This is a genomic window from Pseudomonas sp. MWU13-2100 (genome assembly GCF_023242365.1).
In the GTDB taxonomy this organism is placed as follows: Bacteria; Pseudomonadota; Gammaproteobacteria; order Pseudomonadales; family Pseudomonadaceae; genus Aquipseudomonas.
Window position 1 is genome coordinate 22,284 of record NZ_JALLIX010000009.1, and the last position, 23,101, is coordinate 45,384.

Here is a 23,101-nt window from a genome sequence, read left to right on the forward strand (position 1 = left end):
AAGTGACAAGAGTGGTGGATAACCGCCCCCCAGCGGGTAAAAAAACAGGACGACGTCACAAGACCATTCAGACAGTGCTTACAGACTAGTCGACAACGGCACAGACAGGAGGGTTCAGCGGATTTAAACCGGCATAATCGCCTATAGCTCCCGCCTGGAGCCTGACCCGACAACATCAGCCAACGCCTGCAAGGGACCGCGTTGACCGCGGTTGCGAGTCAACGGTCAGGACGGTATCCACAAAGCACCCTCGAAATACCTCAGCGCGGCTCGATATGGGCAATCATCAGTTGCACACTTTCCTTGCCACGGAATTCGTTGAGGTCAAGCTTGTAGGCCAGTTCCACCCAATCGACCCGAGCGTTGGTCCATAGCTCCGGGTCGATACCGAAGGCAATGCCATCGAGCTTCAGCGAACCGCATTCGCTTTTCAGCACCACCTTCAGGTGACGCTCGCCGACAATGCGTTTTTCCACCAGTTGGAACACACCGTGGAACAGCGGCTCGGGGAAATGCTGGCCCCAGGGTCCGGCATTGCGCAGCGCCCGGGCCAGCTCCAGGTTGAACTCCTCGATGGCCAGCGAACCATCGGTCTGCAGGCGTCCGGTCAGGTCGTCTTCGGACAGCTGACGACGCACTTCGGCATCGAAGGCCTCGGCAAACAACGGGAAATTTTCCTGCGGCAGGCTCAGGCCGGCGGCCATCGCATGACCGCCGTACTTGCCCATCAGATCCGGGTGCTGCGCCGCCACCACACTCAACGCATCGCGGATATGGAATCCCGGCACCGAACGCCCGGAGCCCTTGAGCATGCCGTCGCCCGCCTCGGCAAAGGCAATGGTCGGACGGTGATAACGCTCTTTCATGCGCGAGGCGAGGATCCCGATCACCCCCTGGTGCCAGTCCGGCTCGAACAGGCACAGGCCGAAGGGCATAGACTCCAACGGCAGGTCCTTGAGCTGGGCCAGCGCCTCGCGCTGCATGCCCTGTTCGATGGACTTGCGGTCCTTGTTCATTTCATCGAGCTGGCTGGCCATTTCCAGGGCCAGGGCCGGGTCTTCGCAGAGCAGGCATTCGATGCCCAGGCTCATATCGTCAAGGCGCCCCGCGGCATTCAGACGCGGGCCGAGGATAAAACCCAGGTCGGTGGAGGTCAGCCGTGAATGCTCGCGCTTGGCCACTTCCAGGATCGCCTTGAGCCCCGGCCGTGCACGTCCCGCGCGAATCCGCTCGAGCCCCTGGTGCACCAGGATGCGGTTGTTGGCATCCAACGGCACCACGTCGGCGACGCTGCCCAGTGCCACCAGATCAAGCAGTTCACCGATATTCGGCTGTGGCGCGCTGGCGTAATGGCCCAGGCTGCGCAAACGCGCACGCAAGGCCATCAGCACATAAAAAATCACCCCGACGCCGGCCAGGGCCTTGCTCGGAAACTCGCAGCCCGGCTGGTTCGGGTTGACGATGGCATCGGCTGCCGGCAATTCGCTACCGGGCAAGTGGTGGTCGGTGACCAACACCTTGAGCCCTGCCGCCTTCGCCGCCTGCACGCCCTCGATGCTGGAAATTCCGTTGTCCACGGTGATCAGCAACTGCGGCTCGCGCTGCAAGGCCACCGCGACGATTTCCGGGGTCAGGCCATAGCCGTATTCAAAGCGGTTCGGCACCAGGTAGTCGACATGCGCCGCGCCCAGCAGGCGCAGACCCAGTACCCCGACTGTGCTGGCGGTAGCACCGTCGGCATCGAAGTCGCCGACGATGAGGATGCGCTGGCGCTGCTCCAGCGCCGTCACCAGCAGATCCACCGCCGCGTCGATGCCCTTGAGTTGCTGGAAGGGAATCAGCCGCGCCAGGCTCTTGTCCAACTCGTCCTCGGACACCACGCCGCGCGCGGCGTAAAGGCGGGTCAACAACGGCGGCAGATCACCGAGAAAAGGCAGTGTGGCGGGCAGCGGGCGGGGTTCGATACGCATGGCAATAATTAACCGCGCTCGCCCATCAGCCATTCCAGCTGGACTTCATGCTGGCCACGATCGTCGGTGACGAAGATCGTGCCTTCGCTGATCATCACGTCCCACTTGATCACCCGTGGCATGTCCTTGGCCAGGATCTCGAGGATTTCCTGCGGCACGGCGGCGATATTCACGTTCTTCAGGTTCTTCACCGCATCGACCACCTTGGTCTGCCAGACCCGCAGGCTGCCGTAGGCCAGCAGGCTGGTGCGCTCGGTGCGACGGGAGCACCAGGTCAGGCGATCGGCGTCCGGCTGGCCGACTTCGATCCAGTGCAGCACACGATCATCCAGGCTTTTTTCCCACAGTGCCGGCTCGTCCACTTCCGACAGACCCCGCCCAAAAGCCAACTGCTCGTTGTACCAGAAGGCGTAGGCCAGCAAACGCACGGTCATGCGCTCCTCGGTTTCCGACGGGTGGCGGGCGATGGTCTGGTTGACGCTCTCGTAGACCCCGCGATCCAGGTCGGTGAGGTTCAGGTTGAATTTGTAGGTCGTGGACGGCTGGGCCATGAACAGGGCTTCTAAGGACGAGGAAAGGCGGCCAGTCTAACCGATACGCAGGGCAAGCAACGACTGCTCGCAGTTATGCTGATGGCGCCAGCCATGATAAAAGGCTCCTATCGTCCCCGTGCTGCCCTACAGGATCTCCCATGCCGCTCACCGCCAAACCCCTTTCCGGCCTGAAGGTCATTGAGCTCGGTACCCTGATCGCCGGCCCTTTCGCTTCACGCATCTGCGCCGAATTCGGCGCGCAGGTGATCAAGGTCGAATCGCCGGACGGCGGCGACCCACTGCGCAAATGGCGCAAGCTCTACGAGGGCACCTCGCTGTGGTGGTTTGTCCAGGCGCGCAACAAGCAATCCCTGACTCTGAATCTGAAACACCCGGACGGCCTGGCCATCCTCAAGCAGTTGCTGGGCGACGCGGACATCCTCATCGAGAACTTTCGCCCTGGCGTGCTGGAAAAGCTCGGCCTCGGCTGGGAAACCCTGCATGCGCTGAACCCCAAGCTGGTGATGGTGCGTTTGTCGGGCTTCGGCCAGACCGGACCGATGAAGGATCAACCGGGTTTCGGCGCGGTCGGCGAGTCCATGGGCGGCTTGCGCTATATCACTGGTTTCGAGGACCGCCCACCGGTACGCACCGGCATTTCCATCGGTGACTCGATTGCCGCGCTCTGGGGCGTGATCGGCGCGCTCATGGCCCTGCGTCATCGCGAAGTCAACGGTGGCAATGGCCAGGTGGTGGACGTGGCCTTGTACGAGGCGATCTTCGCCATGATGGAAAGCATGGTCCCGGAATTCGACGTGTTCGGGTTTATCCGCGAACGCACCGGCAACATCATGCCGGGGATCACCCCCTCCTCGATCCACACCACGGCCGATGCCAAGCATGTGCAGATCGGCGCCAATGGCGACGCGATCTTCAAGCGTTTCATGCAGGCCATCGACCGCAACGACCTGGCGGACGACCCGCTGCTGAGCAGCAACGATGGCCGCGACAACCGGCGTGACGAACTCTATGGCGTGATCGATCGCTGGGTGAACAGCCAGTCGCTGGACGCGGTGCTCGCCACCTTGAACCAGGCCGAGGTGCCGGCCAGCCGGATCTACAGCGCCGAAGACATGTTCAGCGACCCGCAGTTTCTCGCCCGGGAAATGTTCATCCAGGCCAAGCTGCCCGACGGCAAGGCTTTCAAGATGCCGGGGATTGTGCCAAAACTGTCGGAAACACCGGGCTCCAGCGAATGGGTGGGGCCGGAACTGGGCGAGCACAACAGCCAGGTGCTGGGTAGCCTCGGCTATGACGCCGCGCAGATTGCCCGCTTGCGTGAAAACGGCGCTATCTAGCGTGCCTTGCTGGCAAGACTTTGACCTGACTGCGCAGAAGGTATGGACCCCATGAGTCCTCGATTTCTCTGGCAACACCTGCTCTGTCGAGGACCACTCCTCGCTCTGCTGGCGGCGCTGGCCTGGATGCTGCCAAGCAGTGCCGAGGCCAAGGACACGCTGATCTGGCTGCTTCGGGACCTGCCGCCGCTGACCATTTTCGAGGGTCCGCAAAAAGACCAGGGCGCCATCGACCAGTTGCGCCAGCTATTGGCCGCAGCCATGCCCGAGTACGAGCACACACCCTTCCGGGTCAACCGCGCGCGGGCCATGCAGATGCTCGCCGAACCTTCGTTCACCTGCGATCCGGTGCTGCTCTGGACCGCCGAGCGAACCAAGAAAATTGTCTTCTCCATTCCCAGCCTCGGTCTGAGCAGCAACGGACTGGTGGTCCGTCAGGAGGATCGCCGGCTGATCGAGCCGTTTGTCCAGGACGGCCAGGTCGACCTCGCCGCCCTACTGGCCAGTGACCAGCTCAAACTGGGGATTGTCGCCGGACGCAGCTACGGTCAGTCGGTCGACGATCTGTTGCAACGAACCCCCGCGACACACCTGGCGCCGCATTATGGTAACGATGCCCTTGGCAGCCTGTTGCAAATGCAGCGTCTCGGACGCCTGAGCGCACTACTCGGCTACTGGACGGAAGTCCGCTATCTGGCCCGGCAACAGGGTATCGCCGCCGAGGATCTGGCCTTCTATCGGCTCAAGGGCACCGCCAAGTATCAGTTCATCCGTGTCGGTTGCTCGGACACGGAACAGGGACGCACGGCCATCGCCCATATCAACCAGATCCTGCGGGAAGTGCGCCAGCACCAGTTGCTCGACTTCTATGTGCAATGGCTCGACCCACAGCAGCGGGACGCCTATCGGGAAGATGCCAAGCAGTTTTTCCTGGCGCCTGAGGACCAGTGACAAACGCCAGGCAAAAGAAACCCCGAGAAGTGGGGAAACAACTCGGGGTTAAACGTGGTCTATAAAGACCCGTACAACAAGCTACAAACACCGGAGCACAATGCTTGATCCTGCTGTTACAAATGTGACAAGCCTTTCGGAAAAAAGGTTCCCAAAAAGCATTACACGCGCGCCGAACGGAACATCTTGTCCTCCGCCGCGTGACGCAAGGCCGCGATCACACAGGGTTCCAGGCGCCCTTCGGCAATGCGCAGGTCGCGATGCAACCCATCAACGACATCGGTCAACAGGCGTTTGTCGTTGAGTTGCGCGTGACTGATTGCACGGCTCAGCAGGATCAGACCAGCACAGTTGTTCACGCTCAGCAGGCATTCTCCATGACTCCCCGATGGCGTCAGGGTGACGGGATAAGGCCTCAATGCTTCATTCAGCAACAGACTGATACTTTCCATCTCGATCACCACTCAATAGTCAGAACCCGACAGATCAAAAAACAAAGGGGCTGTAGTCACTGACTGCCAGTCAGAGAAGAAAGTTCGTCAAGCCAGCTAACCTGATATCGATAGAAGCCAAGCGTCAAGCCGCTGCGCCTGACGTTCCATTGCGAGCATGAACGAGAAAGATGACAGAGAGAAAACAGGCCAATGCGCCGTCCCGGCCGCCCTTGCGCATCATCCTCGCGGACGATCATCCGATCTTCCTGATCGGCCTGCGCGCCGTCCTCGAGCGCGATCCCGGCCTGAGCGTGGTCGGCGAGGCCAGTTCGCCGCAGGAACTGCTGGCGCTTCTGCAAAACGGTGCCTGCGAGGTACTGGTCACTGACTTCATGATGCCGGTCGAACAGCAAAGCGACGGCCTGCGCATGCTCGAAAACGTGACCCGGCAACACCCGCAGTTGCCGATCGTGGTGGTGACCATGCTCAACAACGCAGGGCTGTTCCGCTCCATTCTCGACCTCGGGGTCATGGGGCTCCTGAGCAAGGCCAGTCTGGCTGCCGAGCTGCCGGAGGCCATCGCCCAGGTACGCCGGCGGCGGCCCTATGTGGCCAACTCGATTCGCCAGACCCTGGCGCTGGCCGGCGAGGTCGGCGAACATCGCCTGGGCGACCAGGAGCAACTGTCGCCCCGGGAACTGGAGGTGACGCGCCTGCTGGCGGCCGGGCGCACCGTCGGCGAAATCGCCACGCAACTGTGCCGCAGCAAGCAGACGGTGAGTGCGCAGAAGGTCAGCGCCATGCGCAAGCTAGGCCTGTCCAACGATGCGGCGTTGTTTCTCTACCTGCAGGAACATGGCCTGGCCTGAACCGGCCGCTACAGGCTGACGCTGTTCACGGCGGCGTATTTCAACGGTCCGGACAACGGGTGGAGCGGACCGAACCCCGCCACGTCAAGCCAGGACATCAGTTCGACGCGACTCATGGACGCGGCGACGAAATCGCCCTGGATCAGCGATTCCCCCAGGGCCATGATCGCCCGATGATCGCTTTCGCTCTCAATCCCGCAGAGCACCACCTGCAAGTTCATGCCCCGCGCCATGCGCAACGCCCCGGCGACAATCGCCGACTTGCGCGGGTCCGTCGCCATGCCGGCCACGAAGGGTGAGGTGATCTTCAGTTCGGTGAAGGGCAACTCGAGCAAACGCTGAAGGCTGCCGCCGCCCATGCCGAAATCGCCGACGGACAGTTGGCAACCCAGCATGCGCAACCTCAGCAAGCCTTCGGTAAAGGCTACGGCGCTGCTGAATTCAGTCGTCTCCAGCACCTCGAGCGTCAAGCGCTCGGCCGGTAGTTCGAAGTGCTCGAGCAAGACCTTCAGTCGCTCGGCAAAGTCCAGCTGTTCCAGCAGGCTGCCCGGAATGCTCACGGCGACCGGCAAGGCTTCATCGGTGGCGAGACGCACCTCGGCCGACAGGCTGACGGCCAGCTCCAGCACCTGCCAGATCAGCGTCTGCGCCAGCCCGGCATACTCCAGCACCGGCATGAAACTACCGGGCAACAGCAGGCCCTGTTCCGGGTGCTGCCAGCGCGGCAGCACGTCGACCCCGGCGACGCGCCCGTCATGGGTCAGCCTGGGCTGAAAGTGCGCGGTCGCATATTTGTCGATGGCCGAAGCCCCGGCGCAGGCCTGGAGTTCGTGCAGCGACAGCAACTCGCAGACCTGGGCCAGCGGCAAACCGGCGCGCTGCCGGGCAAAGCGCTGCTGGTAGCTCGCCAGCAAGTCCGCCAGGACCGCGGCCGACGCCGGCTTGCGCAGGCAACCGAGGACATGCAAACCCTGCTGGCGGGCCATGTGCGCGGCGCCCTCCAGTACTTCCTGCTCGGCACTGCTGAGGATGATCAATGCCTGTGCCTCTCGTCCGTCGGCCAGGGAACGAATCAGTTCCAGACCGTCGCCCTCCTCCAACTGCAGGTCGCAGATGGCCACGTCGATCGGACCGCGGTTGGCCAACGACTGCTGGGCGCTCTCGACACTCTCAGCCGTCAGCACATCAAAGACGCCGGTGGCATTGAGCATCTGGTGCAGGGCCATCAGTTGAAAGGGGTTGTCTTCAAGAATCAGGACTTTGAGTGCGCGCATCGAGGGTCTCCGCAAATGAGGCGGCCGTGGTCCGCAATGACCCTCGACCTTACCCACCGCCCGGGCGACGCCCCATAGGACAAGTCCTAAAATGCCGGAATATCCGCCTGCAGATGCGGCTCGATATCGTCCAGTACACGTTCGATGGCCTGTTTAAGGGTCTGCCAGTCCGCTGCCACCCGCTCGTCGGACTTGAGCCGCACGCAGCTGTCCAGGTCGGCGCAGGCACGGGCCAGGGCGATGGCATCGATCAGGCAGGCGATGCCCTTGAGCCGATGGATCGCCACCGCCAAGCCTTCCCAGTTGCCCAAGCCGACCGCCACCTCCAGCGCGCCGCTCTCCTGTTCGAGGTTCTTGCGCAGCTCCAGCAGCATGCGCCGCATGACCTCGGCGTTGGCGCAGGTCATGGCGCTCAGGGCCTGAATATCAAAGGAACGTTCGGGCACGATGCTCGCCAGCAGTTGCGCCAGCTCATCCAGGGAGACCGGCTTGACCAGCAGTTCGGTCATCCCCGCCTCCAGGCAACGCTGGCGTTCATCACTCATGGCATTGGCCGTGCAACCAACCACCGGACACGGCGGACGCTGCTCCCCGGCCTCGATCCGGCGTATCGCCTCGGCCAGCGCATAGCCGCTCATGTCCGGCATATTGCAATCGGTAATCACCAGATCGAACCGTTCCTGTTCCAGGGCTTGCAGCGCCGCCTCGCCACTCTCGCAGGCGACGACCTGCTGGCCGAGAAAACGCAATTGCTGGTTGAGCACCAGGCAGTTGGCGGACAGGTCGTCGACAATCAACACCTTGAGCGACGCCAGTCGAGGCCTGGAGCCCTCCGCTACGGGCAGCACGGTCGGGGCCAGCTCCACGGGCTTGAGCGCCAGCTCGATACGCACCCGCGTGCCTTCTCCCGGTTGGCTCAACAACACAATGCTGCCGCCCATCAACTCCACCAGTTGCTTGCAGATACTCAAGCCCAGGCCGGTACCGCCATATTCGTCATCGGTCTGACTACGGACCTGGACAAAGGGCGCGAAGAGCGTCTTCTGCTGTTCAAGGCCGATCCCCTTGCCGCTGTCTTCGATACTGATGCACAGGATTTCCTGGTCCGCTGTGCACGACACACTGCGCACATGAATATGCACAAAGCCCTCGGCGGTGAACTTCAGCGCGTTGCCGATCAGGTTGTTCAGCACCTGGCGCAAACGCAGCGGGTCGAACCAGTAGTCCCCCGCCAGTCCCGGCTCGATCTCCAGGCCCAGCTCGACGCCCTTTTCCCGCGCCGCGGCCTCGAACATTTGCCGCACGCCTTCCAGCAGCGCGACCAGGGAGCCGGCACGCAAGGCCAGGTGCATGCCACCAGCCTCGATCTTGGCCAGATCGAGGCTATCGCCGATCAAGGCCGTCAGTTCCTGCGCCGATTGATAGGCCACCTGTAGCGCCTGGGAGAAAACCTGCCCATTGGCGCGGACCTGTTCTCGCTCAAGTTCGAGCAGGCCGATAATGGCCACCATGGGGGTGCGAATCTCATGGCTCATGGTCGCCAGGAACGCGCTCTTGGCCTGGTTGGCCTGCTCCGCCTGCTGGCGTGCTTCCATCAACTGGGCTTCGAGCTGCTTGCGTTCGGTAATGTCGATCCATCCGCCGAGCAGTCCCTGCAACTGCGCCTCCGCCGAGTAGAACGGCACCATCCACTGGTAGATATCAATCCGGCCGCTGGCGAAATCGAGCTGGCGGTCCTGGAACAGCGGCCGCTGGGTCTCGAACAATTGGATAAACTCGGCATGCAGTTGCTCCGCGGTCGCCTGGGGCAAGATATCCACTTCGGTGATCCGTCGGCCCTGGACTTGCTCCAGCGTGGTGGCAAAGCGCTCCTCGTAACTGCGGTTGCAGGTCAGCAAGCGACCGTCCAGATCGCGCACGAAAATCGGATTGGGAATACCGTCGAGCAAAGCGCGCTGGAAAGCCAACTGATCGCTGAGTTCCTGTTCAGCCCGGCGGCGCTGGCGAATCTGGATGTTCAGCCGGCGGTTCCAGGCCAGGGACACGCCCCCCAGCAGGATCATCACCGCCGTCAGGCCGTAGACCCAGCGCGGTACGCGCTCCCACACCGGGCGCATTGGCGCCAGGCCGATCGCACCGTGCCATTTGATGCGCAACGCGCGCAGCTCGGCCACCGGAAACGCCTCCAGCGCCTTGTTCAGGATGCTCAGCAGTTCAGGGGCGGTCTTGACCACCGAAAAGCTGTCCGCCGACCAGAGCCCCTCGACACTGCGCCCGACCTTCAGCCGCCCGGGTGGATACAGGTAGGCCCGAGTATCACTCTGGATCGTCGCAGTCGCTTCACCGCGCTCGACCATCGCCCTGGCCTCCTCGGGCGTCTTCACCGTGCGCAGGTCAATGTCCGGATAGCCCCGGCGGATCATCGGCTCCAGGGCGTGTTTCTCCGGCAGCACCAGCACCCGCCCGGACAACTGCGAGAGCGAGCCGAGGGGCGAGTCGTGCACCCGCACCACGAACACCCAGGCACTGCCGCCAAAGGCATAGGTGAAATTCAGGAAAGCCTTGCGTTCGACACTCTCGGCCAGTGTCGTGCTCATCAGCGCCTTGCCGTCGTGAAGCTGGTCGACACTCTCGGCGGTGGAGCCGGTTTCCTTGTACTCGAACTGCAGGCCGGTCATGCGCGAGATGCGTGCCAGCAGGTCCGGGTTGAGGCCGACCCAGCGGTTGTGGCCGTCCTTGTAGATATGCGGCGGATACGGCTGGGCCACCACCGTGACCCGCGGATGGCGGTCGATCCAGGCCAGCTCCGCGGCGGTGAGGCTGATGCGCTGCTGGGCGATGTCGGAGCCAAAGCCGGTGGTCCAGCGCGCCAGGATTTCCCGCCGCGTGGCGTTGTCGATGCTGTCCAGCACACGCTCCACCAGACCACTGAGCACGGGATCGGACTGCCGTGTGGCAAAGGCGAAGCCAATCGGCGGCAAGTCGCTCTTGTCCTTGATGTGCACGCCCATGTAGGGCCGCAGGCTCTTGTAGGCACGGACAATCACTTCGTTGCCGATAAACGCCTCGACCTCGCCCTGGGACAATGCTTCGAGGGCACTGTAGAGGGTCGGGGCGAGAATGATCTCGCTCTGCGGGTAAGTAGCGTGCACCACCTGGGCATCGGCATAGCCATCGAGCAACACCACCTTCTTGCCGTTGAGATCGTGAAAGCCGTGACCGCCGGCGCGGCCGACGATCACCGAGCGGTCCGGCATGTAGTCGCTGGAGAAGCTCAGTCCGGGCACGCCGCGCTCATAGCCGTTGGCACTGGTGAGAATATCGATCTGCCCGCTGCGCAGGGCCTCGACCGCCTGGTCGCGCTCGCCGAAGCCGAGCACCTGGACCTGCACCCCCAGACGATCGCGGATCAGCCCGACGTAATCGGCACTGATGCCCTGGTAGCGGTTGCGGTCATTGGTGATATCGACGGGTTCATAGTCGGCGACCGAAATCCCCACCCGCAAGGTCCGCTCGGGCCCCAGCCATTGCTCCTCCTCCGGGCTCAGGGGCAGGCGGTCGACCTCGACGAACGAGGGCGGCAGGCTGAACGGCAGGCCCTGGGCCGCCATCGCGCCGAGCGGCAGGCACAGCAGCACGCAGCCCAACAGACTGGCCAGAACGGATTGTATGGAACGACCCAAAAACACCATGACGAACTACCTGCTCCCTTCGATCCATTTCAGGAAATGGCAAAAAAACAGGGCAAGTTTGACATGCGAAAACGATAAAGCCCGCCAAGGGGCGGGCTTTATTGTGTGACCGTTCTAGTCTGTCAGAGCGGTTTACCGCGGTTGCCATGCTGGCTGACAAAGGCCTGGACGACTTTCAAGTCATTGGCCAGGACAGTGCAACGCTCATCTCGCTCAAACAAATCGGAAAGGTGCGCAGGTAGTTCGAGCGCTTTTCCTACGCCCGCCTTCTCCACTGCCTCAGGGAACTTGACCGGATGCGCGGTCCCCAGGATCACCATCGGGGTGTCCAGGCTACGTCGGCACTCACGGGCCGCGCGGACACCGATGGCGGTATGCGGATCGAGGACTTCACCGCTCTGGGCGAAGACTTCGGCGATGGTCTCGCAGGTCTGCGCATCGTCCACGGCCAGGGAGTCGAACAGCTTGCGCGCTTCGCTCCAACGGTCCTGGTCGACACTGAAACCACCGCCTTGCTTGAAGGTGTCCATCAACCCGGCGATGGCTGCGCCGTTGCGTCCGTGCAGGTCGAACAGCAGGCGTTCGAAGTTCGACGAGACCATGATGTCCATGGACGGCGACAAGGTCGCGTGCAGGGTATCCTTGACGTACTGGTTACCGCTCATGAAGCGGTGCAGGATGTCGTTGCGGTTGGTCGCGACGATCAGCTGGCTGATCGGCAGGCCCATGTTGCGCGCCAGGTAGCCGGCGAAAATGTCGCCGAAGTTGCCGGTCGGCACCGAGAACGCCACCGAACGGGCCGGGCCACCCAACTGCAGGGCCGCGTGGAAGTAGTAGACGATCTGGGCCATGATCCGCGCCCAGTTGATCGAGTTCACCGCCACCAGGCGCGTGCCCTTGAGGAAGCTCTGGTCGGCGAAGCTGTTCTTGACCATTTCCTGGCAGTCGTCGAAGTTGCCTTCGATGGCGATGTTGTGGATGTTGTCGCCGAACAGGGTGGTCATCTGCCGACGCTGCACCTCGGACACCCGGTTGTGCGGGTGGAGGATGAAAATGTCGACGTTCTCGCAGTGCTTGCAGCCTTCGATGGCGGCCGAGCCGGTGTCACCGGAGGTCGCGCCGACGATCACCACGCGCTCGCCACGTTTCGCCAGCACGTAGTCCAACAGGCGACCCAGCAGTTGCAGGGCGAAGTCCTTGAATGCCAGAGTCGGGCCGTGGAACAGCTCCAGCACCCATTCGTTACCGTTCAGTTGGCGCAATGGCGCCACGGCACTGTGGGAGAAAGCGCCGTAGGTTTCCTCGAGAATCTTCTTGAAATCGGCATCCGGAATGCTGCCCGTGACGAACGGGCGCATGACCCGGAACGCCAGCTCGTGATACGGCAGGCCGGCCCAGGAAGCGATTTCTTCCTGGGTGAAACGCGGCAGGTTTTCCGGCACGTACAGGCCGCCGTCGCTGGCGAGGCCCGCCAGCAGCACGTCTTCGAAGTTCAGGGCCGGTGCCTGGCCGCGGGTACTGATGTAACGCATGAAAAATTCCTCTCTGATCGGCGGCGCCGGCTTAGTTCAAATGCTCGACGCGGATCCGCACGACAGGGCCGACCACGCCTTGCAGGGCCTCAAGCGCCGCGATGGCGTCGTTGATATGCTGTTCCCGCACGCGATGGGTCAGCAGGATCATCGGCACCAGGCCGTCGTGTTCTTCGACTTCCTTCTGCATGATCGATTCGATATTGATGCCGCGCTCCGACAGGATGCTCGCGACCTGGGCCAGCACGCCCGGATGGTCCTTGGCCTGGATGCGCAGGTAGTAGGCGCTTTCGCACTCTTCGATCGCCAGGATCGGGTGGGCCGACAACGAGTCCGGCTGGAAGGCCAGGTGCGGTACGCGGTTTTCCGGGTCGCTGGTCATGGCACGTACCACATCCACCAGGTCGGCGATGACCGACGAGGCGGTCGGTTCCATACCGGCACCGGCGCCGTAGAACAGGGTCGAACCGGAAGCGTCGCCGTTGACCATCACCGCGTTCATCACGCCGTTGACGTTGGCCAGCAGGCGATCGGCCGGGATCAGCGTCGGGTGTACCCGCAGCTCGATACCGGCGGCGGTGCTACGGGCCACGCCCAGGTGCTTGATGCGATAGCCCAAGGCTTCGGCGTAGTTGACGTCGGCGGTGGTCAGCTTGGTAATGCCTTCGGTGTAGGCCTTGTCGAATTGCAGCGGGATACCGAACGCAATCGAAGCCAGGATCGTCAGCTTGTGCGCGGCATCGATGCCTTCGACGTCGAAGGTCGGATCGGCTTCGGCGTAACCCAGGGCCTGGGCTTCGGCCAGCACGTCTTCGAAGGTACGGCCCTTCTCGCGCATTTCGGTGAGGATGAAGTTGCCGGTGCCGTTGATGATACCGGCGACCCAGTTGATGCGGTTGGCCGAGAGGCCTTCGCGAATCGCCTTGATCACCGGGATACCACCAGCCACGGCGGCTTCGAACGCAACGATCACGCCCTTCTCGCGGGCCTTGGCGAAGATTTCGTTACCGTGCACGGCAATCAGCGCCTTGTTCGCGGTGACCACGTGCTTGCCGTTTTCGATCGCGCTGAGCACCAGCTCGCGGGCAACGGAGTAGCCGCCCATCAGTTCGACGACGATATCGATTTCAGGGTTGCTCGCCACTTCGAAGACATCGTGGGTAATCGCAATACCGGTGGTCTGGAACTGAGGCTTTGGCGTACGCATGGCAATTTGCGCCACTTCGATTCCACGCCCGGCACGGCGGGCAATCTCCTCGGCGTTACGCTGAAGTACGTTGAAGGTGCCGCCACCGACGGTACCTAACCCACAGATGCCTACTTTGACCGGTTTCACTCTGAACTCCCCATGAAACGGCCGACACGAGGTCGGCCGTGGAAAACAGCCGCTGGACTGCCAGCGGCTCGCTATTGATGACCCGGAAACCCTGTTCCGCGGGCCATGCTCGTCAAAGGTTGAACATGACGAGGCTGGATTACTTGGCGGACAGTGCCAGTTTGGCAACTTGTGCCGCCGGCTGGTAGCCCGGAATTACCTGACCATCGGCCAAAACAATTGCCGGCGTGCCATTGACACCAATGGATTGACCGAGGGCGAATTGCTTGGAAACCGGGTTGGCGCACTTGGCGGCCTTGATGTCATCGCCTTCGACCATCTTGTCCATCGCCGCTTTCTTGTCGGCCGAGCACCAGACCGCCTGCAACTGCTCGTCGCCCGGCGAGCCGAGACCCTGGCGCGGGAACGCGACGTAGCGCACTTCAATGCCCATCTTGTTCAGCGCCGGCACTTCGGCATGCAGCTTGTGGCAGTACGGGCAGGTGGTGTCGGTGAACACGGTGATATGCGACTTGGTTTCGCCGATGGCCGGGTAGACCACGGTTTCGGCCACCGGAATACCGTTGATCAGCTTGGACACGCCCAGGCGTTCGGTTTTCTCGGTGAGGTTGACCGGCTTGCCGTCCTTGAGCTGGAACAGGTAGCCCTGCATGACGAACTGGCCGTCGGCGCTGGCGTAGAGCACGCGGCTGCCCTTGAGCCGGACTTCATAGAGACCGGCCAGGGGGCTGGCGCTGATGCTCTCCACCGGGGTTTCCAGTTGAAGGCTTTCGAGGCTCTTGCGAATCGCCTGCTCGGCGGTGTCGTCGGCCAAGGCCAGGGAGCTGACCAGGGCGAGGGCAGCAGCGGCGAAAATCTGGGTCAAACGCATGGGAACTCCTGAAGGCGGGCCACTGGTGAGACGGGAAACACCGATCAGCAGATTCGGGTTCCGAGCGCCCACCGTGCAAACGGGTCAAGCCTACCACATAAGGTCGGCATGACCGACTCCCGGCGATGCAAGGGGTCGTGGAGTTTGATGCTTTTTTTGCGTACCCGCCTGCTCGCGAACAGACGACTTCCTCGAAGGAAAAATGATTGGCGCTGTCGCTACATAGGCCAATTCTATACGCGGCGTCGGACTCATCTGATTTTGATACCCATTAAAATTTTGCGATCTCGACTCACCTAACATCCTGCATACCAGACACACGGAGAACGTCGTCATGCAAGAAAAGGATCTGCCTACCGCAATCATGCAGACCGCACTTGAGCTCAAACGTCATAACATTGATTTAGGCCCTCATACACGCATCGCCTTCGACATCAATAGTTCGCTGACGAGCTGCCCTGCCGTCATGCTATTGCCAGCACCGATAGGCAGCATCAACAGTACCCACTACCAAATACTTAGAGCAACCCACTCAGCGCCAAGGGTTCCCGACACGACCCTAGATGATTTATGGGCGTGCACACAAGAACACTACGGCCTGACAGCGGCGGCGGCCATCACGGGAGCAGCGGGAATCCCCATAAGCAAAACAGCGGTAGGGGCCTGGGTTCATGTCGGATCGAGCAAAACAACCAACTTGGCAAGTTACATTGGCTGGAGATTTTTTCCACGGGCCCTGATCAGACAACCGACTGCCGCCAGGATGGCAAAAGCGACCTTCGGTACCGTACACGTATTTGGCATTATTGGTCGGGGCATTCCCTTCGTCGCAGCGGGCCTGGCCGTCTTCGACCTGGTCAGTATCGGCCTATGCGCCTACGAGGCAAAGCATGGAAAATAGCCTGAATCGAGATGAAATCACCGAAAAGGTTATCCAATTGTTTGTCGACACCATTGGTTTTATCGAACGAGACCAAGTGACGGAACAAACCGATTTCATTCACGATTTCAAGATCATTGACGACGACCTTGCCTGCTTCGTGATGCAAGTGGAATGGCAGTTCAAGCTGCATTCATCCCAGAAAGACTGGAACTCCATTACAACAATCAAGCAAATCGTAGACCTCATCACCCACCGATCCGACTGACAGCATATGATCGCTGCCACGCACGGAATGCTTGTGCAACAAGCTCAGCCGCGCGGGTGGTGTTTGGCATGCATATCCTGCAACCGCGCACGGGCCACATGGGTGTAGATCTGCGTGGTCGACAGGTCGCTGTGGCCGAGCAACATCTGCACCACCCGCAGGTCGGCGCCATGGTTGAGCAGGTGCGTGGCGAAGGCATGACGCAAGGTGTGCGGCGACAACGATTTACCGATCCCGGCGACCTTGGCCTGGTGCTTGATCCGGTGCCAGAAGGTCTGGCGGGTCATCTGTTCGCCGCGCTGGCTGGGAAACAGCACATCGCTGGGGCGTCCGCCGAGCAGTTCGACGCGGGCGTCACGCATATAACGCTCGACCCAGACAATCGCCTCCTCGCCCATGGGCACCAGGCGTTCCTTGCTGCCCTTGCCCATGACCCGCAACACGCCCTGGCGCAGATTGACCTGCTCCAGGGTCAGGCTGATCAGTTCGGTGACCCGCAGCCCGCAGGCGTAGAGCACTTCGAGCATGGCACGGTCGCGCTGGCCGATGGCCTCGCTCAGGTCCGGGGCGGCCAGCAGCGCGTCCACATCCGCCTCCGACAGGGATTTGGGCAATGGCCGGCCCAATTGCGGCATCTCGACCTGCAAGGTCGGGTCGACGGCAATCAGCCTTTCGCGCAACAGATAACGATAGAAGCCCCGCACACCCGAAAGAAAGCGCGCAGTAGAGCGTGGTTTGTAGGCCTGTTCCAGGCGCCAGGCCAGGTGATCGAGGATCAGTTCGCGGCCGGCATCGGCCAACTCCAGGCCTTTTTCCTGCAACCAGCCGTTGAACAGCGCCAGGTCGCTGCGATAAGCATCCCGGGTGTTGTCGGACAGACCTTTTTCCAACCACAGGGCGTCGAGAAACTGGTCGATAAGCGGGTGATCGATGGCGGGCATAAGGGCTCGAAAAGCAAAAGGCGATAAGCAGATCAACTGTGACAGCGCGCCACGGCTTTTTCAAAACCGAAATGCAAAAAAGCAGCCCGTAGGCTGCTTTTTTCTGCATCGGAAGCTGGACTTAAGCCAGTTTTTCCTTGATGCGAGCTGCTTTACCCGACAGGTCGCGCAGGTAGTACAGCTTGGCCTTACGTACATCACCGCGACGTTTGACAGCCATGCTGTCGATTTGCGGGCTGTAGGTCTGGAAAGTACGCTCTACGCCAACACCGTTGGAGATTTTACGTACGGTGAACGCGCTGTTCACACCGCGGTTACGCTTGGCAATTACCACGCCTTCGAACGCTTGCAGACGCGAACGGTCGCCTTCCTTCACTTTCACCTGAACGACAATGGTGTCGCCCGGGGCAAAGGTAGGGATCTCTTTGGTCATCTGCTCGGCTTCGAGTTGCAGAATGATTTTGTTAGTCATGCTGTGCTCCTAAGGTAAATCGTCCGATCTACCATCGATACGTTGTTAACTATCGTCCCGCTCGCGGATATATTCCTCGAGCAGCTTCTTCTCTTCTCCAGAAAGCGAGCGGCTTTCCAGAAGATCGGCGCGTCGTTCCGAGGTCCTGCCAAGGGACTGCTTCAGACGCCAACGCCGGATATGTGCGTGGTTGCCACTGAGCAACACGTCGGGAACACGCTGATCCGCATACACCTCCGGACGGGTGTAGTGCGGGCAATCCAGCAAACCATCCGTGAAGGAATCTTCCTCCGCGGAGTCCGCATGCCCTAAAGCTCCGGGCAGCAGCCGTGTAACCGCATCTATCAGGACCATCGCCGGCAGCTCGCCACCGGAAAGAACATAGTCCCCAATCGACCACTCTTCATCGACATGAGCTTCTATAAAGCGCTCGTCAATGCCTTCATAACGACCTGCAATGAGGATCAAGGCTTCCTCTTTCGCCAGGTCGCGTACCGCCAACTGATTGAGTTGCCGGCCTTGGGGCGACAGGTAAATCACCTTCGCCGCCTCCCCTGCTGCTGCCTTGGCCTGGACCAGGGCATCCTCAAGGGGCTTGATCTTCATCACCATGCCCGGACCACCGCCAAATGGGCGATCATCCACAGTGTGATGTCGATCCGTCGTGTAGTCCCGCGGATTCCAACAGGTCAGCTGCAAGAGCCCCTGTTTCACCGCACGACTGGTGATGCCGTAGTCGCTGATGGCGGAAAACATTTCGGGAAACAAACTGATCACTTCTACGCGCAGGCTAGCCATCGCTTAGAAGTCCGCGTCCCAATCCACCTTCATCTCGCCAGCGGCTAGGTCGACAGCCAACACGCATTGCTCGGTATAGGGCAACAGGCGTTCGCGATCATCCAGGCTGCCCGGGCAAGGCTTGACCACCATGACATCATTCGAGCCCGTCTCAAGCAGGTGATCGATTTTCCCGAACAGTTGTCCGAGGGTGTCGATGACCTTGAGACCTTCCAGCTGGTACCAGTAGTACTCGCCGTCGGTCAGTTCAGGAAACAGGTTGCGCGGCACGCAGATCTCATAACCGGCCAGAAGACGCGCTTCTTCACGATCATCGAGATCCTTGAGCTTTGCGACCAGGAACTTGTCGTTCCCGCGTCCGCTGACCAGCTCTACCTGTTTCACGCTACCTTCGCGCCGAAGCGTCCAGGTTTTGTACTCCAACAGGTTTTTAATTGGATCAGTAAAGGAATAAACCTTCACTTCGCCGCGAACGCCATGGACAGAATAGATCTTGCCGATAACGATCAAATCATCGGTAGAAGCCGGCGTCGCGTTCATATTGCTCAGGCCGCAACCTTAGCGTTTTCCTTCAGCAACTGAGCAACACGCTCAGAAGGTTGTGCACCAACGCTCAGCCAGTAGGCTACGCGCTCTTGGTTCACGGACAGACGAACTTCCTGACCACGAGCAACTGGGTTGAAGAAACCCACTTGTTCTTTGTGCGAACCGTCACGAGCGTTGCGGCTGTCGGTTACGGTCAGGTGGTAAAACGGGCGCTTTTTGGAGCCGCCAAGGGCAAGACGGATTGTTAGCATGTGAACATCGTTCCTGTAGTCGGTGCTGCAAATCTAAATGCACAGCGGGCATGGGTGCCCGAAAGGCCGCATATTCTAAGGAATATACGGACTTTTGCAAATGACTTTTTCCGGCGCCCGGCGCCGTGCAATCTGGATTTGCCATAGAGCCGTCGTCAAGACGGCAGGTCAGCTCCCGCTAAACGCGGGTTTACTGGCGATCCCCCGCATCCCTGCGGGGGGTAGCGCCGACCGTCAGGTCGACGCGAATTCCTTACATTTTCGGCATGCCGCCGCCGGGCAACATACCGCCCATGCCGCGCATCATCTTGGCCATACCGCCTTTGGCGGAGAACTTCTTCATCATTTTCTGCATCTGCTTGTGCTGCTTGATCAAGCGTCCGATGTCCTGCACCTGGGTGCCGGAGCCCAGGGCGATCCGACGTTTGCGCGAACCGCTGATCAACTCAGGGTCGCGGCGCTCGGCCGGGGTCATGGAGTTGATGATCGCTTCCATCTGTTTGAACTGTTTCTCGGCCGCGCCCTGGGCATTGCCCATCTGCGCCAGGTTGACCCCACCGATATTCGGCAGCTTGTCCATCAGGCCACCGAGGCCGCCCATGTTTTTCATCTGTTGCAGCTGGTCGCGGAAGTCTTCGAGGTCGAAGCCTTTGCCTTTCTTCAGCTTTTTAGCCAGCTTGTCGGCTTTTTCCTTGTCGAGGGTCTGTTCGGCCTTCTCGATCAGGCTGAGCACGTCGCCCATGCCGAGGATGCGCGAAGCGATCCGCTCCGGGTGGAACGGCTCGAGCGCTTCGCTCTTCTCGCCCATACCAATGAACTTGATCGGCTTGCCGGTGATGGCCCTTACCGACAGGGCGGCACCACCACGGGCGTCGCCGTCGACCTTGGTCAGGATCACCCCGGTCAGCGGCAGCGCATCGCCAAAGGCCTTGGCGGTGTTGGCGGCGTCCTGGCCGGTCATGGCGTCGACCACGAACAGCGTCTCCACCGGCTTGATCGCCGCGTGCAGCTGCTTGATCTCGGCCATCATCTGGTCGTCGATGTGCAGACGACCAGCGGTGTCGACGATGACCACGTCGATGAATTTGAGGCGGGCCTCCTTGATCGCTGCTTCGGCGATGTCCACCGGCTTCTGGCTGAGGTCGGACGGGAAGAAGGTCACGCCGATGTCGCCAGCCAGGGTTTCCAGCTGCTTGATGGCTGCCGGACGGTAGACGTCGGCCGAGACCACCATCACGCTTTTCTTCTTGCGCTCCTTGAGGAAGCGCGCCAGCTTGCCGACGGTGGTGGTTTTACCCGCCCCCTGCAGACCGGCCATCAGCACCACCGCAGGCGGCACGGCGCTGAGGTTGAGGTCTTCGTTGGCGGCGCCCATCAGGCTTTCGAGCTCGGCCTGGACGATCTTCACGAACGCCTGGCCCGGGGTCAGGCTGCGCGACACCTCGGTGCCGACCGCGCGGTCCTTGACCGAATTGACGAAGTCCTTCACCACCGGCAGGGCGACGTCGGCTTCGAGCAACGCCATGCGCACTTCACGCAGGGTGTCTTTGATGTTGTCCTCGGTCAGCTTGGCCTTGCCGGTGACATGGCGCAGCGTCTGCGAGAGACGGTCGGTCAGGTTTTCAAACATGCGCGATCCTTTGAGGCCCTTATGGAGACCGAAGTGATGGCTGCCGGAACAAGGAAAAACAGCGCCTGGCGAGCCTGCGGCGTGGGCAGGTCGCGGATTATAGCGGAGACTGCATGCCGCCACTAGCGCCACGGTCTTTCGTGGACCGGGGGTTCTATGCCAAACTCAGCGTCTTTCGGGCTTGCCTAACAGGACTTATGCTCCCTTTGTCACCCAGTATGCTGACCAGCCTCGCCGCCGCCTTCATCTACGCCGCTGCGACCCTCTATCAGGGCACCCGCCTGCGCCAAGGCGCCAAGGCGAACAAACGCCTGCTGGTCGGGCTCGGCGTGATCGCCGTGATCGCCCACGCGGCGAGCCTGATCACCCATCTGATGACCCCGATCGGCCTGGGCCTGGACTTTTTCAACGCCGCCAGCCTGATCGCCGTCGCCGTGATCGCCCTGACCCTGGCGGCCTGCTCGCGCATCCCCGTGGAAAACCTGCTGCTCCTGCTGTTTCCGCTGGGCCTGCTGACGGTGCTGCTGGCGCAGTTCGCGCCGTCGGGCACGGTACAGGTCATCGACGAGGAACCGGGCATCCTCGCCCATATCCTGCTGTCGATCCTGGCCTACGGCATGTTCACCATCGCGGTGTTCCAGGCCCTGCTCCTGCTGCTGCAGGACCACCAGCTGAAAAACAAGCACCCTTCCGGGCTGATCCGCAACTTCCCGCCGCTGCAAACCATGGAAAGCCTGCTGTTCGGCTTCCTCTGGGCCGGCTGGAGCCTGCTGTCGCTGTCGCTGATCTCCGGCTGGCTGTTCGTCGAGAACCTGTTTGCCCAGCACCTGGTGCACAAGACCCTGCTGGCCTGCCTGGCCTGGGTGGTGTTCAGCGTGCTGCTGTGGGGGCGCAATCGTCTTGGCTGGCGCGGGCACAAGGCGATCCGCTGGACCCTGGCCGGTTTCTGCCTGCTGATGCTGGCCTATTTCGGCAGCAAGCTGGTCCGTGAATACATCCTGCACATCTGACGGGCATACAAGACCATGGACAACCTGCCCGCCGGGCCAATGCTCGCCGTATTGGCCCTGCTGATTCTCTGGTCGGCGCTGTTTACCGCCATTGAAGTCGCGCAACAACAACTCGCCGCCCTGCGCCCGGCCTCACGCTCGGGTGAAAAGCCGGCAGCCAGGCTGAAATTCCCCCGCGACAGCCTGATCCTGTGCAATACCCTGTGCCGGGTCGTGATCGTCATCCTCGGCACCCTGTTGTCGATCCTGTTGTGGGGCCAGCACGGGCCCTGGCTGGCCTGCCTGGGGGCCACGGTGCTGCTGCTGGTCTTCGCCGACTACCTGCCGCGCCTGCTCGCCGTCCGTTATCCCGAACCGATCCTGGCCACCGGCAATGCCTTGCTGGGGATTCCGCTGAAAATCCTCTACCCCGTGGCCTGGCTGCTGAACGGTATCGCCCAACTATTGCTGCGCCCCTTTATCAGCAAGGCCGATGCGGTCAAGCAGAGCGATGAGGACCAGCCGCCCCTCGACCCGGAAGACGAACCGGAACACCCGCCGCGCAGCCCGTCGCTGTCGAGTATCAAGGCGCTGGACAACATCACGGTCAACGACATCCTGGTGCCTCGCAGCGAAGTGGATGGGATCAACCTCGACGACTCTATCGAGGAAATCACCGCGCAGTTACTGAAGAACCGCCGTACCCGCCTGCCGGTGTTCCACAGCGATATCAACCAGGTCGAGGCGGTGATCAATACCCGCCAGATCCTCAATCTGCTGTTCGATGCCAGCCTGACCAAGGACGCCCTGCTCGCCGCCTGCCACGAGCCGTACTTCGTCCCGGAAAGCACACCGCTGCAACTACAATTGCTGAACTTCCACAAGCAGCAACGGCGCCTGGGCATGGTGGTGGACGAATACGGCGAAGTGCTGGGCATTGTCACCCTGGAAGATATCCTGGAAGAAATCGTCGGCGAATTCGAAAGCGAACACAGCCTCGACAACCCGCATATCCATCCGCAGGCAGACGGCCGACTGGTGATCGAAGGCGCCGCGTCGATTCGCGAACTGAACAAGAGCCTGGGCTGGCACCTGCCCTGCGACGGTCCGAAAACCCTCAACGGCCTGGTCACCGAAGCGCTGGAAACCATCCCGGAAAGCGCCGTGTGCCTGAAGATCGGCCGTTACCGCCTGGAAATCCTCGAAACCGAGGACAATCGGGTCAGCCGGGTGCTGGTCTGGCACACCAGCACTACCCCAGCGATAAAGCCATCCACGTAATTCAACATCGCCGCACAGCCCTGTAGGCGCCTGGTTTGCCAGCGATGGCGCCCGCAAGATCAATGCAAGACTTACCGGCCTCATCGCCAGCAAGCCGGCTCCCAAAATATGGCGTTTCAACCTGTTGCCTTGCCCAGCTCAGGCTGGCCACACAAACCGTATGACCTTCGCTCTTGTTTGATCCGGCGGCGCCTTCCTATAATCGGACCGGCTTACCCAGCCCCG

At 61.4% G+C, this 23,101-nt stretch carries 21 protein-coding genes; 7 read left to right on the top strand and 14 right to left on the bottom strand.

Annotated features, from left to right (window positions below):
* Positions 1–260 precede the first annotated feature (260 nt).
* Both recJ and M5B99_RS08695 read right to left on the bottom strand, forming a co-directional pair.
* The gene (gene recJ, locus M5B99_RS08690) at positions 261–1,970 is read right to left on the bottom strand and encodes a single-stranded-DNA-specific exonuclease RecJ (RefSeq protein WP_248803644.1); all 1,710 of its coding nucleotides are present in this window, start codon (positions 1,968–1,970) and stop codon (positions 261–263) included.
* Between the two features lie 8 nt (positions 1,971–1,978).
* Positions 1,979–2,521: a YaeQ family protein gene (locus M5B99_RS08695; RefSeq protein WP_248803645.1), complete on the bottom strand. Its 543-nt coding sequence runs from the start codon at positions 2,519–2,521 to the stop codon at positions 1,979–1,981.
* A gap of 140 nt (positions 2,522–2,661) precedes the next feature.
* Here M5B99_RS08695 and M5B99_RS08700 point away from each other — a divergent pair, with 140 nt between their 5' ends.
* Together M5B99_RS08700 and M5B99_RS08705 are read left to right on the top strand one after the other, a co-directional pair.
* On the top strand, positions 2,662–3,861 hold the full coding sequence (locus tag M5B99_RS08700) for a CaiB/BaiF CoA transferase family protein (protein WP_248803646.1): 1,200 nt from the start codon (positions 2,662–2,664) through the stop codon (positions 3,859–3,861).
* A gap of 51 nt (positions 3,862–3,912) precedes the next feature.
* Positions 3,913–4,812 (top strand): TIGR02285 family protein, encoded by a 900-nt coding sequence (locus tag M5B99_RS08705; protein WP_248803647.1) that lies wholly within the window; start codon positions 3,913–3,915, stop codon positions 4,810–4,812.
* A gap of 161 nt (positions 4,813–4,973) precedes the next feature.
* On the opposite strand, the gene M5B99_RS08710 is transcribed toward M5B99_RS08705, so the two are convergent.
* Positions 4,974–5,264, bottom strand: coding sequence for a DUF3509 domain-containing protein (locus M5B99_RS08710; protein WP_248803648.1), 291 nt, complete (start codon positions 5,262–5,264; stop codon positions 4,974–4,976).
* 170 nt (positions 5,265–5,434) lie between these two features.
* On the opposite strand from M5B99_RS08710, the gene M5B99_RS08715 reads away from it, so the two are divergent.
* A complete protein-coding gene (locus tag M5B99_RS08715) occupies positions 5,435–6,115 on the top strand; it encodes a response regulator transcription factor (RefSeq protein ID WP_248803649.1) in 681 nt (226 codons plus the stop codon).
* An 8-nt stretch (positions 6,116–6,123) separates the two neighbouring features.
* On the opposite strand, the gene M5B99_RS08720 is transcribed toward M5B99_RS08715, so the two are convergent.
* The 5 genes from M5B99_RS08720 to M5B99_RS08740 all read right to left on the bottom strand — a co-directional run bounded on the left by M5B99_RS08720 (position 6,124) and on the right by M5B99_RS08740 (position 14,820).
* On the bottom strand, positions 6,124–7,389 hold the full coding sequence (locus M5B99_RS08720) for an EAL domain-containing protein (RefSeq protein ID WP_248803650.1): 1,266 nt from the start codon (positions 7,387–7,389) through the stop codon (positions 6,124–6,126).
* Between the two features lie 86 nt (positions 7,390–7,475).
* A complete protein-coding gene (locus M5B99_RS08725) occupies positions 7,476–11,081 on the bottom strand; it encodes an ATP-binding protein (RefSeq protein ID WP_412548714.1) in 3,606 nt (1,201 codons plus the stop codon).
* A gap of 122 nt (positions 11,082–11,203) precedes the next feature.
* Positions 11,204–12,613 (bottom strand): threonine synthase, encoded by a 1,410-nt coding sequence (gene thrC, locus M5B99_RS08730; RefSeq protein WP_248803651.1) that lies wholly within the window; start codon positions 12,611–12,613, stop codon positions 11,204–11,206.
* A 31-nt stretch (positions 12,614–12,644) separates the two neighbouring features.
* Positions 12,645–13,949: a homoserine dehydrogenase gene (locus M5B99_RS08735; protein WP_248803652.1), complete on the bottom strand. Its 1,305-nt coding sequence runs from the start codon at positions 13,947–13,949 to the stop codon at positions 12,645–12,647.
* Between the two features lie 139 nt (positions 13,950–14,088).
* Positions 14,089–14,820, bottom strand: a complete 732-nt coding sequence (locus M5B99_RS08740; protein ID WP_103494910.1) for a DsbC family protein — start codon at positions 14,818–14,820, stop codon at positions 14,089–14,091.
* 334 nt (positions 14,821–15,154) lie between these two features.
* Between M5B99_RS08740 and M5B99_RS08745 the strand changes: the two genes are divergently transcribed.
* On the top strand, positions 15,155–15,721 hold the full coding sequence (locus M5B99_RS08745; RefSeq protein ID WP_248803653.1) for a hypothetical protein: 567 nt from the start codon (positions 15,155–15,157) through the stop codon (positions 15,719–15,721).
* Entirely contained in the window at positions 15,711–15,968 is a 258-nt protein-coding gene (locus M5B99_RS08750; protein WP_248803654.1) for an acyl carrier protein, read from the top strand. Before M5B99_RS08745 ends, M5B99_RS08750 begins: the two co-directional genes overlap by 11 nt.
* A gap of 44 nt (positions 15,969–16,012) precedes the next feature.
* Here the strand turns inward: M5B99_RS08750 and xerD are convergent, their stop codons facing one another.
* From xerD to ffh, 6 genes are all read right to left on the bottom strand, one after another.
* Positions 16,013–16,909 (bottom strand): site-specific tyrosine recombinase XerD, encoded by an 897-nt coding sequence (gene xerD / locus M5B99_RS08755; RefSeq protein WP_248803655.1) that lies wholly within the window; start codon positions 16,907–16,909, stop codon positions 16,013–16,015.
* A gap of 121 nt (positions 16,910–17,030) precedes the next feature.
* The gene (gene rplS, locus M5B99_RS08760) at positions 17,031–17,381 is read right to left on the bottom strand and encodes a 50S ribosomal protein L19 (RefSeq protein WP_100944697.1); all 351 of its coding nucleotides are present in this window, start codon (positions 17,379–17,381) and stop codon (positions 17,031–17,033) included.
* A gap of 45 nt (positions 17,382–17,426) precedes the next feature.
* Positions 17,427–18,179, bottom strand: coding sequence for a tRNA (guanosine(37)-N1)-methyltransferase TrmD (gene trmD, locus M5B99_RS08765; protein WP_248803656.1), 753 nt, complete (start codon positions 18,177–18,179; stop codon positions 17,427–17,429).
* Positions 18,180–18,182: 3 nt separating this feature from the next.
* Positions 18,183–18,719 carry a ribosome maturation factor RimM gene (gene rimM, locus M5B99_RS08770; RefSeq protein ID WP_248803657.1) on the bottom strand — a complete coding sequence of 179 codons (537 nt, stop codon included), beginning with the start codon at positions 18,717–18,719 and terminating at the stop codon, positions 18,183–18,185.
* A gap of 5 nt (positions 18,720–18,724) precedes the next feature.
* The gene (gene rpsP / locus M5B99_RS08775; protein WP_017124058.1) at positions 18,725–18,976 is read right to left on the bottom strand and encodes a 30S ribosomal protein S16; all 252 of its coding nucleotides are present in this window, start codon (positions 18,974–18,976) and stop codon (positions 18,725–18,727) included.
* A 253-nt stretch (positions 18,977–19,229) separates the two neighbouring features.
* Positions 19,230–20,606, bottom strand: coding sequence for a signal recognition particle protein (ffh, locus tag M5B99_RS08780; protein ID WP_248803658.1), 1,377 nt, complete (start codon positions 20,604–20,606; stop codon positions 19,230–19,232).
* 197 nt (positions 20,607–20,803) lie between these two features.
* Here ffh and M5B99_RS08785 point away from each other — a divergent pair, with 197 nt between their 5' ends.
* Together M5B99_RS08785 and M5B99_RS08790 are read left to right on the top strand one after the other, a co-directional pair.
* On the top strand, positions 20,804–21,616 hold the full coding sequence (locus tag M5B99_RS08785; protein ID WP_248803659.1) for an inner membrane protein YpjD: 813 nt from the start codon (positions 20,804–20,806) through the stop codon (positions 21,614–21,616).
* Between the two features lie 15 nt (positions 21,617–21,631).
* Positions 21,632–22,876: an HlyC/CorC family transporter gene (locus M5B99_RS08790; RefSeq protein ID WP_248803660.1), complete on the top strand. Its 1,245-nt coding sequence runs from the start codon at positions 21,632–21,634 to the stop codon at positions 22,874–22,876.
* Positions 22,877–23,101: the final 225 nt, after the last annotated feature.

Bases quoted from the DNA above. Each gene is read 5' to 3' on its own strand.
- M5B99_RS08790 (WP_248803660.1), top strand. From the start codon at position 21,632: ATGGACAACCTGCCCGCCGGGCCAATGCTCGCCGTATTGGCCCTGCTG.
- ffh (WP_248803658.1), bottom strand. From the start codon at position 20,606: ATGTTTGAAAACCTGACCGACCGTCTCTCGCAGACGCTGCGCCATGTC.
- rimM (WP_248803657.1), bottom strand. From the start codon at position 18,719: ATGAACGCGACGCCGGCTTCTACCGATGATTTGATCGTTATCGGCAAG.
- M5B99_RS08705 (WP_248803647.1), top strand. From the start codon at position 3,913: ATGAGTCCTCGATTTCTCTGGCAACACCTGCTCTGTCGAGGACCACTC.
- M5B99_RS08785 (WP_248803659.1), top strand. From the start codon at position 20,804: ATGCTCCCTTTGTCACCCAGTATGCTGACCAGCCTCGCCGCCGCCTTC.
- M5B99_RS08715 (WP_248803649.1), top strand. From the start codon at position 5,435: ATGACAGAGAGAAAACAGGCCAATGCGCCGTCCCGGCCGCCCTTGCGC.
- M5B99_RS08710 (WP_248803648.1), bottom strand. From the start codon at position 5,264: ATGGAAAGTATCAGTCTGTTGCTGAATGAAGCATTGAGGCCTTATCCC.
- recJ (WP_248803644.1), bottom strand. From the start codon at position 1,970: ATGCGTATCGAACCCCGCCCGCTGCCCGCCACACTGCCTTTTCTCGGT.
- M5B99_RS08750 (WP_248803654.1), top strand. From the start codon at position 15,711: ATGGAAAATAGCCTGAATCGAGATGAAATCACCGAAAAGGTTATCCAA.
- trmD (WP_248803656.1), bottom strand. From the start codon at position 18,179: ATGGCTAGCCTGCGCGTAGAAGTGATCAGTTTGTTTCCCGAAATGTTT.
- xerD (WP_248803655.1), bottom strand. From the start codon at position 16,909: ATGCCCGCCATCGATCACCCGCTTATCGACCAGTTTCTCGACGCCCTG.
- M5B99_RS08740 (WP_103494910.1), bottom strand. From the start codon at position 14,820: ATGCGTTTGACCCAGATTTTCGCCGCTGCTGCCCTCGCCCTGGTCAGC.
- M5B99_RS08700 (WP_248803646.1), top strand. From the start codon at position 2,662: ATGCCGCTCACCGCCAAACCCCTTTCCGGCCTGAAGGTCATTGAGCTC.
- M5B99_RS08745 (WP_248803653.1), top strand. From the start codon at position 15,155: ATGCAAGAAAAGGATCTGCCTACCGCAATCATGCAGACCGCACTTGAG.
- M5B99_RS08725 (WP_412548714.1), bottom strand. From the start codon at position 11,081: ATGGTGTTTTTGGGTCGTTCCATACAATCCGTTCTGGCCAGTCTGTTG.
- rpsP (WP_017124058.1), bottom strand. From the start codon at position 18,976: ATGCTAACAATCCGTCTTGCCCTTGGCGGCTCCAAAAAGCGCCCGTTT.
- thrC (WP_248803651.1), bottom strand. From the start codon at position 12,613: ATGCGTTACATCAGTACCCGCGGCCAGGCACCGGCCCTGAACTTCGAA.
- M5B99_RS08720 (WP_248803650.1), bottom strand. From the start codon at position 7,389: ATGCGCGCACTCAAAGTCCTGATTCTTGAAGACAACCCCTTTCAACTG.
- rplS (WP_100944697.1), bottom strand. From the start codon at position 17,381: ATGACTAACAAAATCATTCTGCAACTCGAAGCCGAGCAGATGACCAAA.
- M5B99_RS08695 (WP_248803645.1), bottom strand. From the start codon at position 2,521: ATGGCCCAGCCGTCCACGACCTACAAATTCAACCTGAACCTCACCGAC.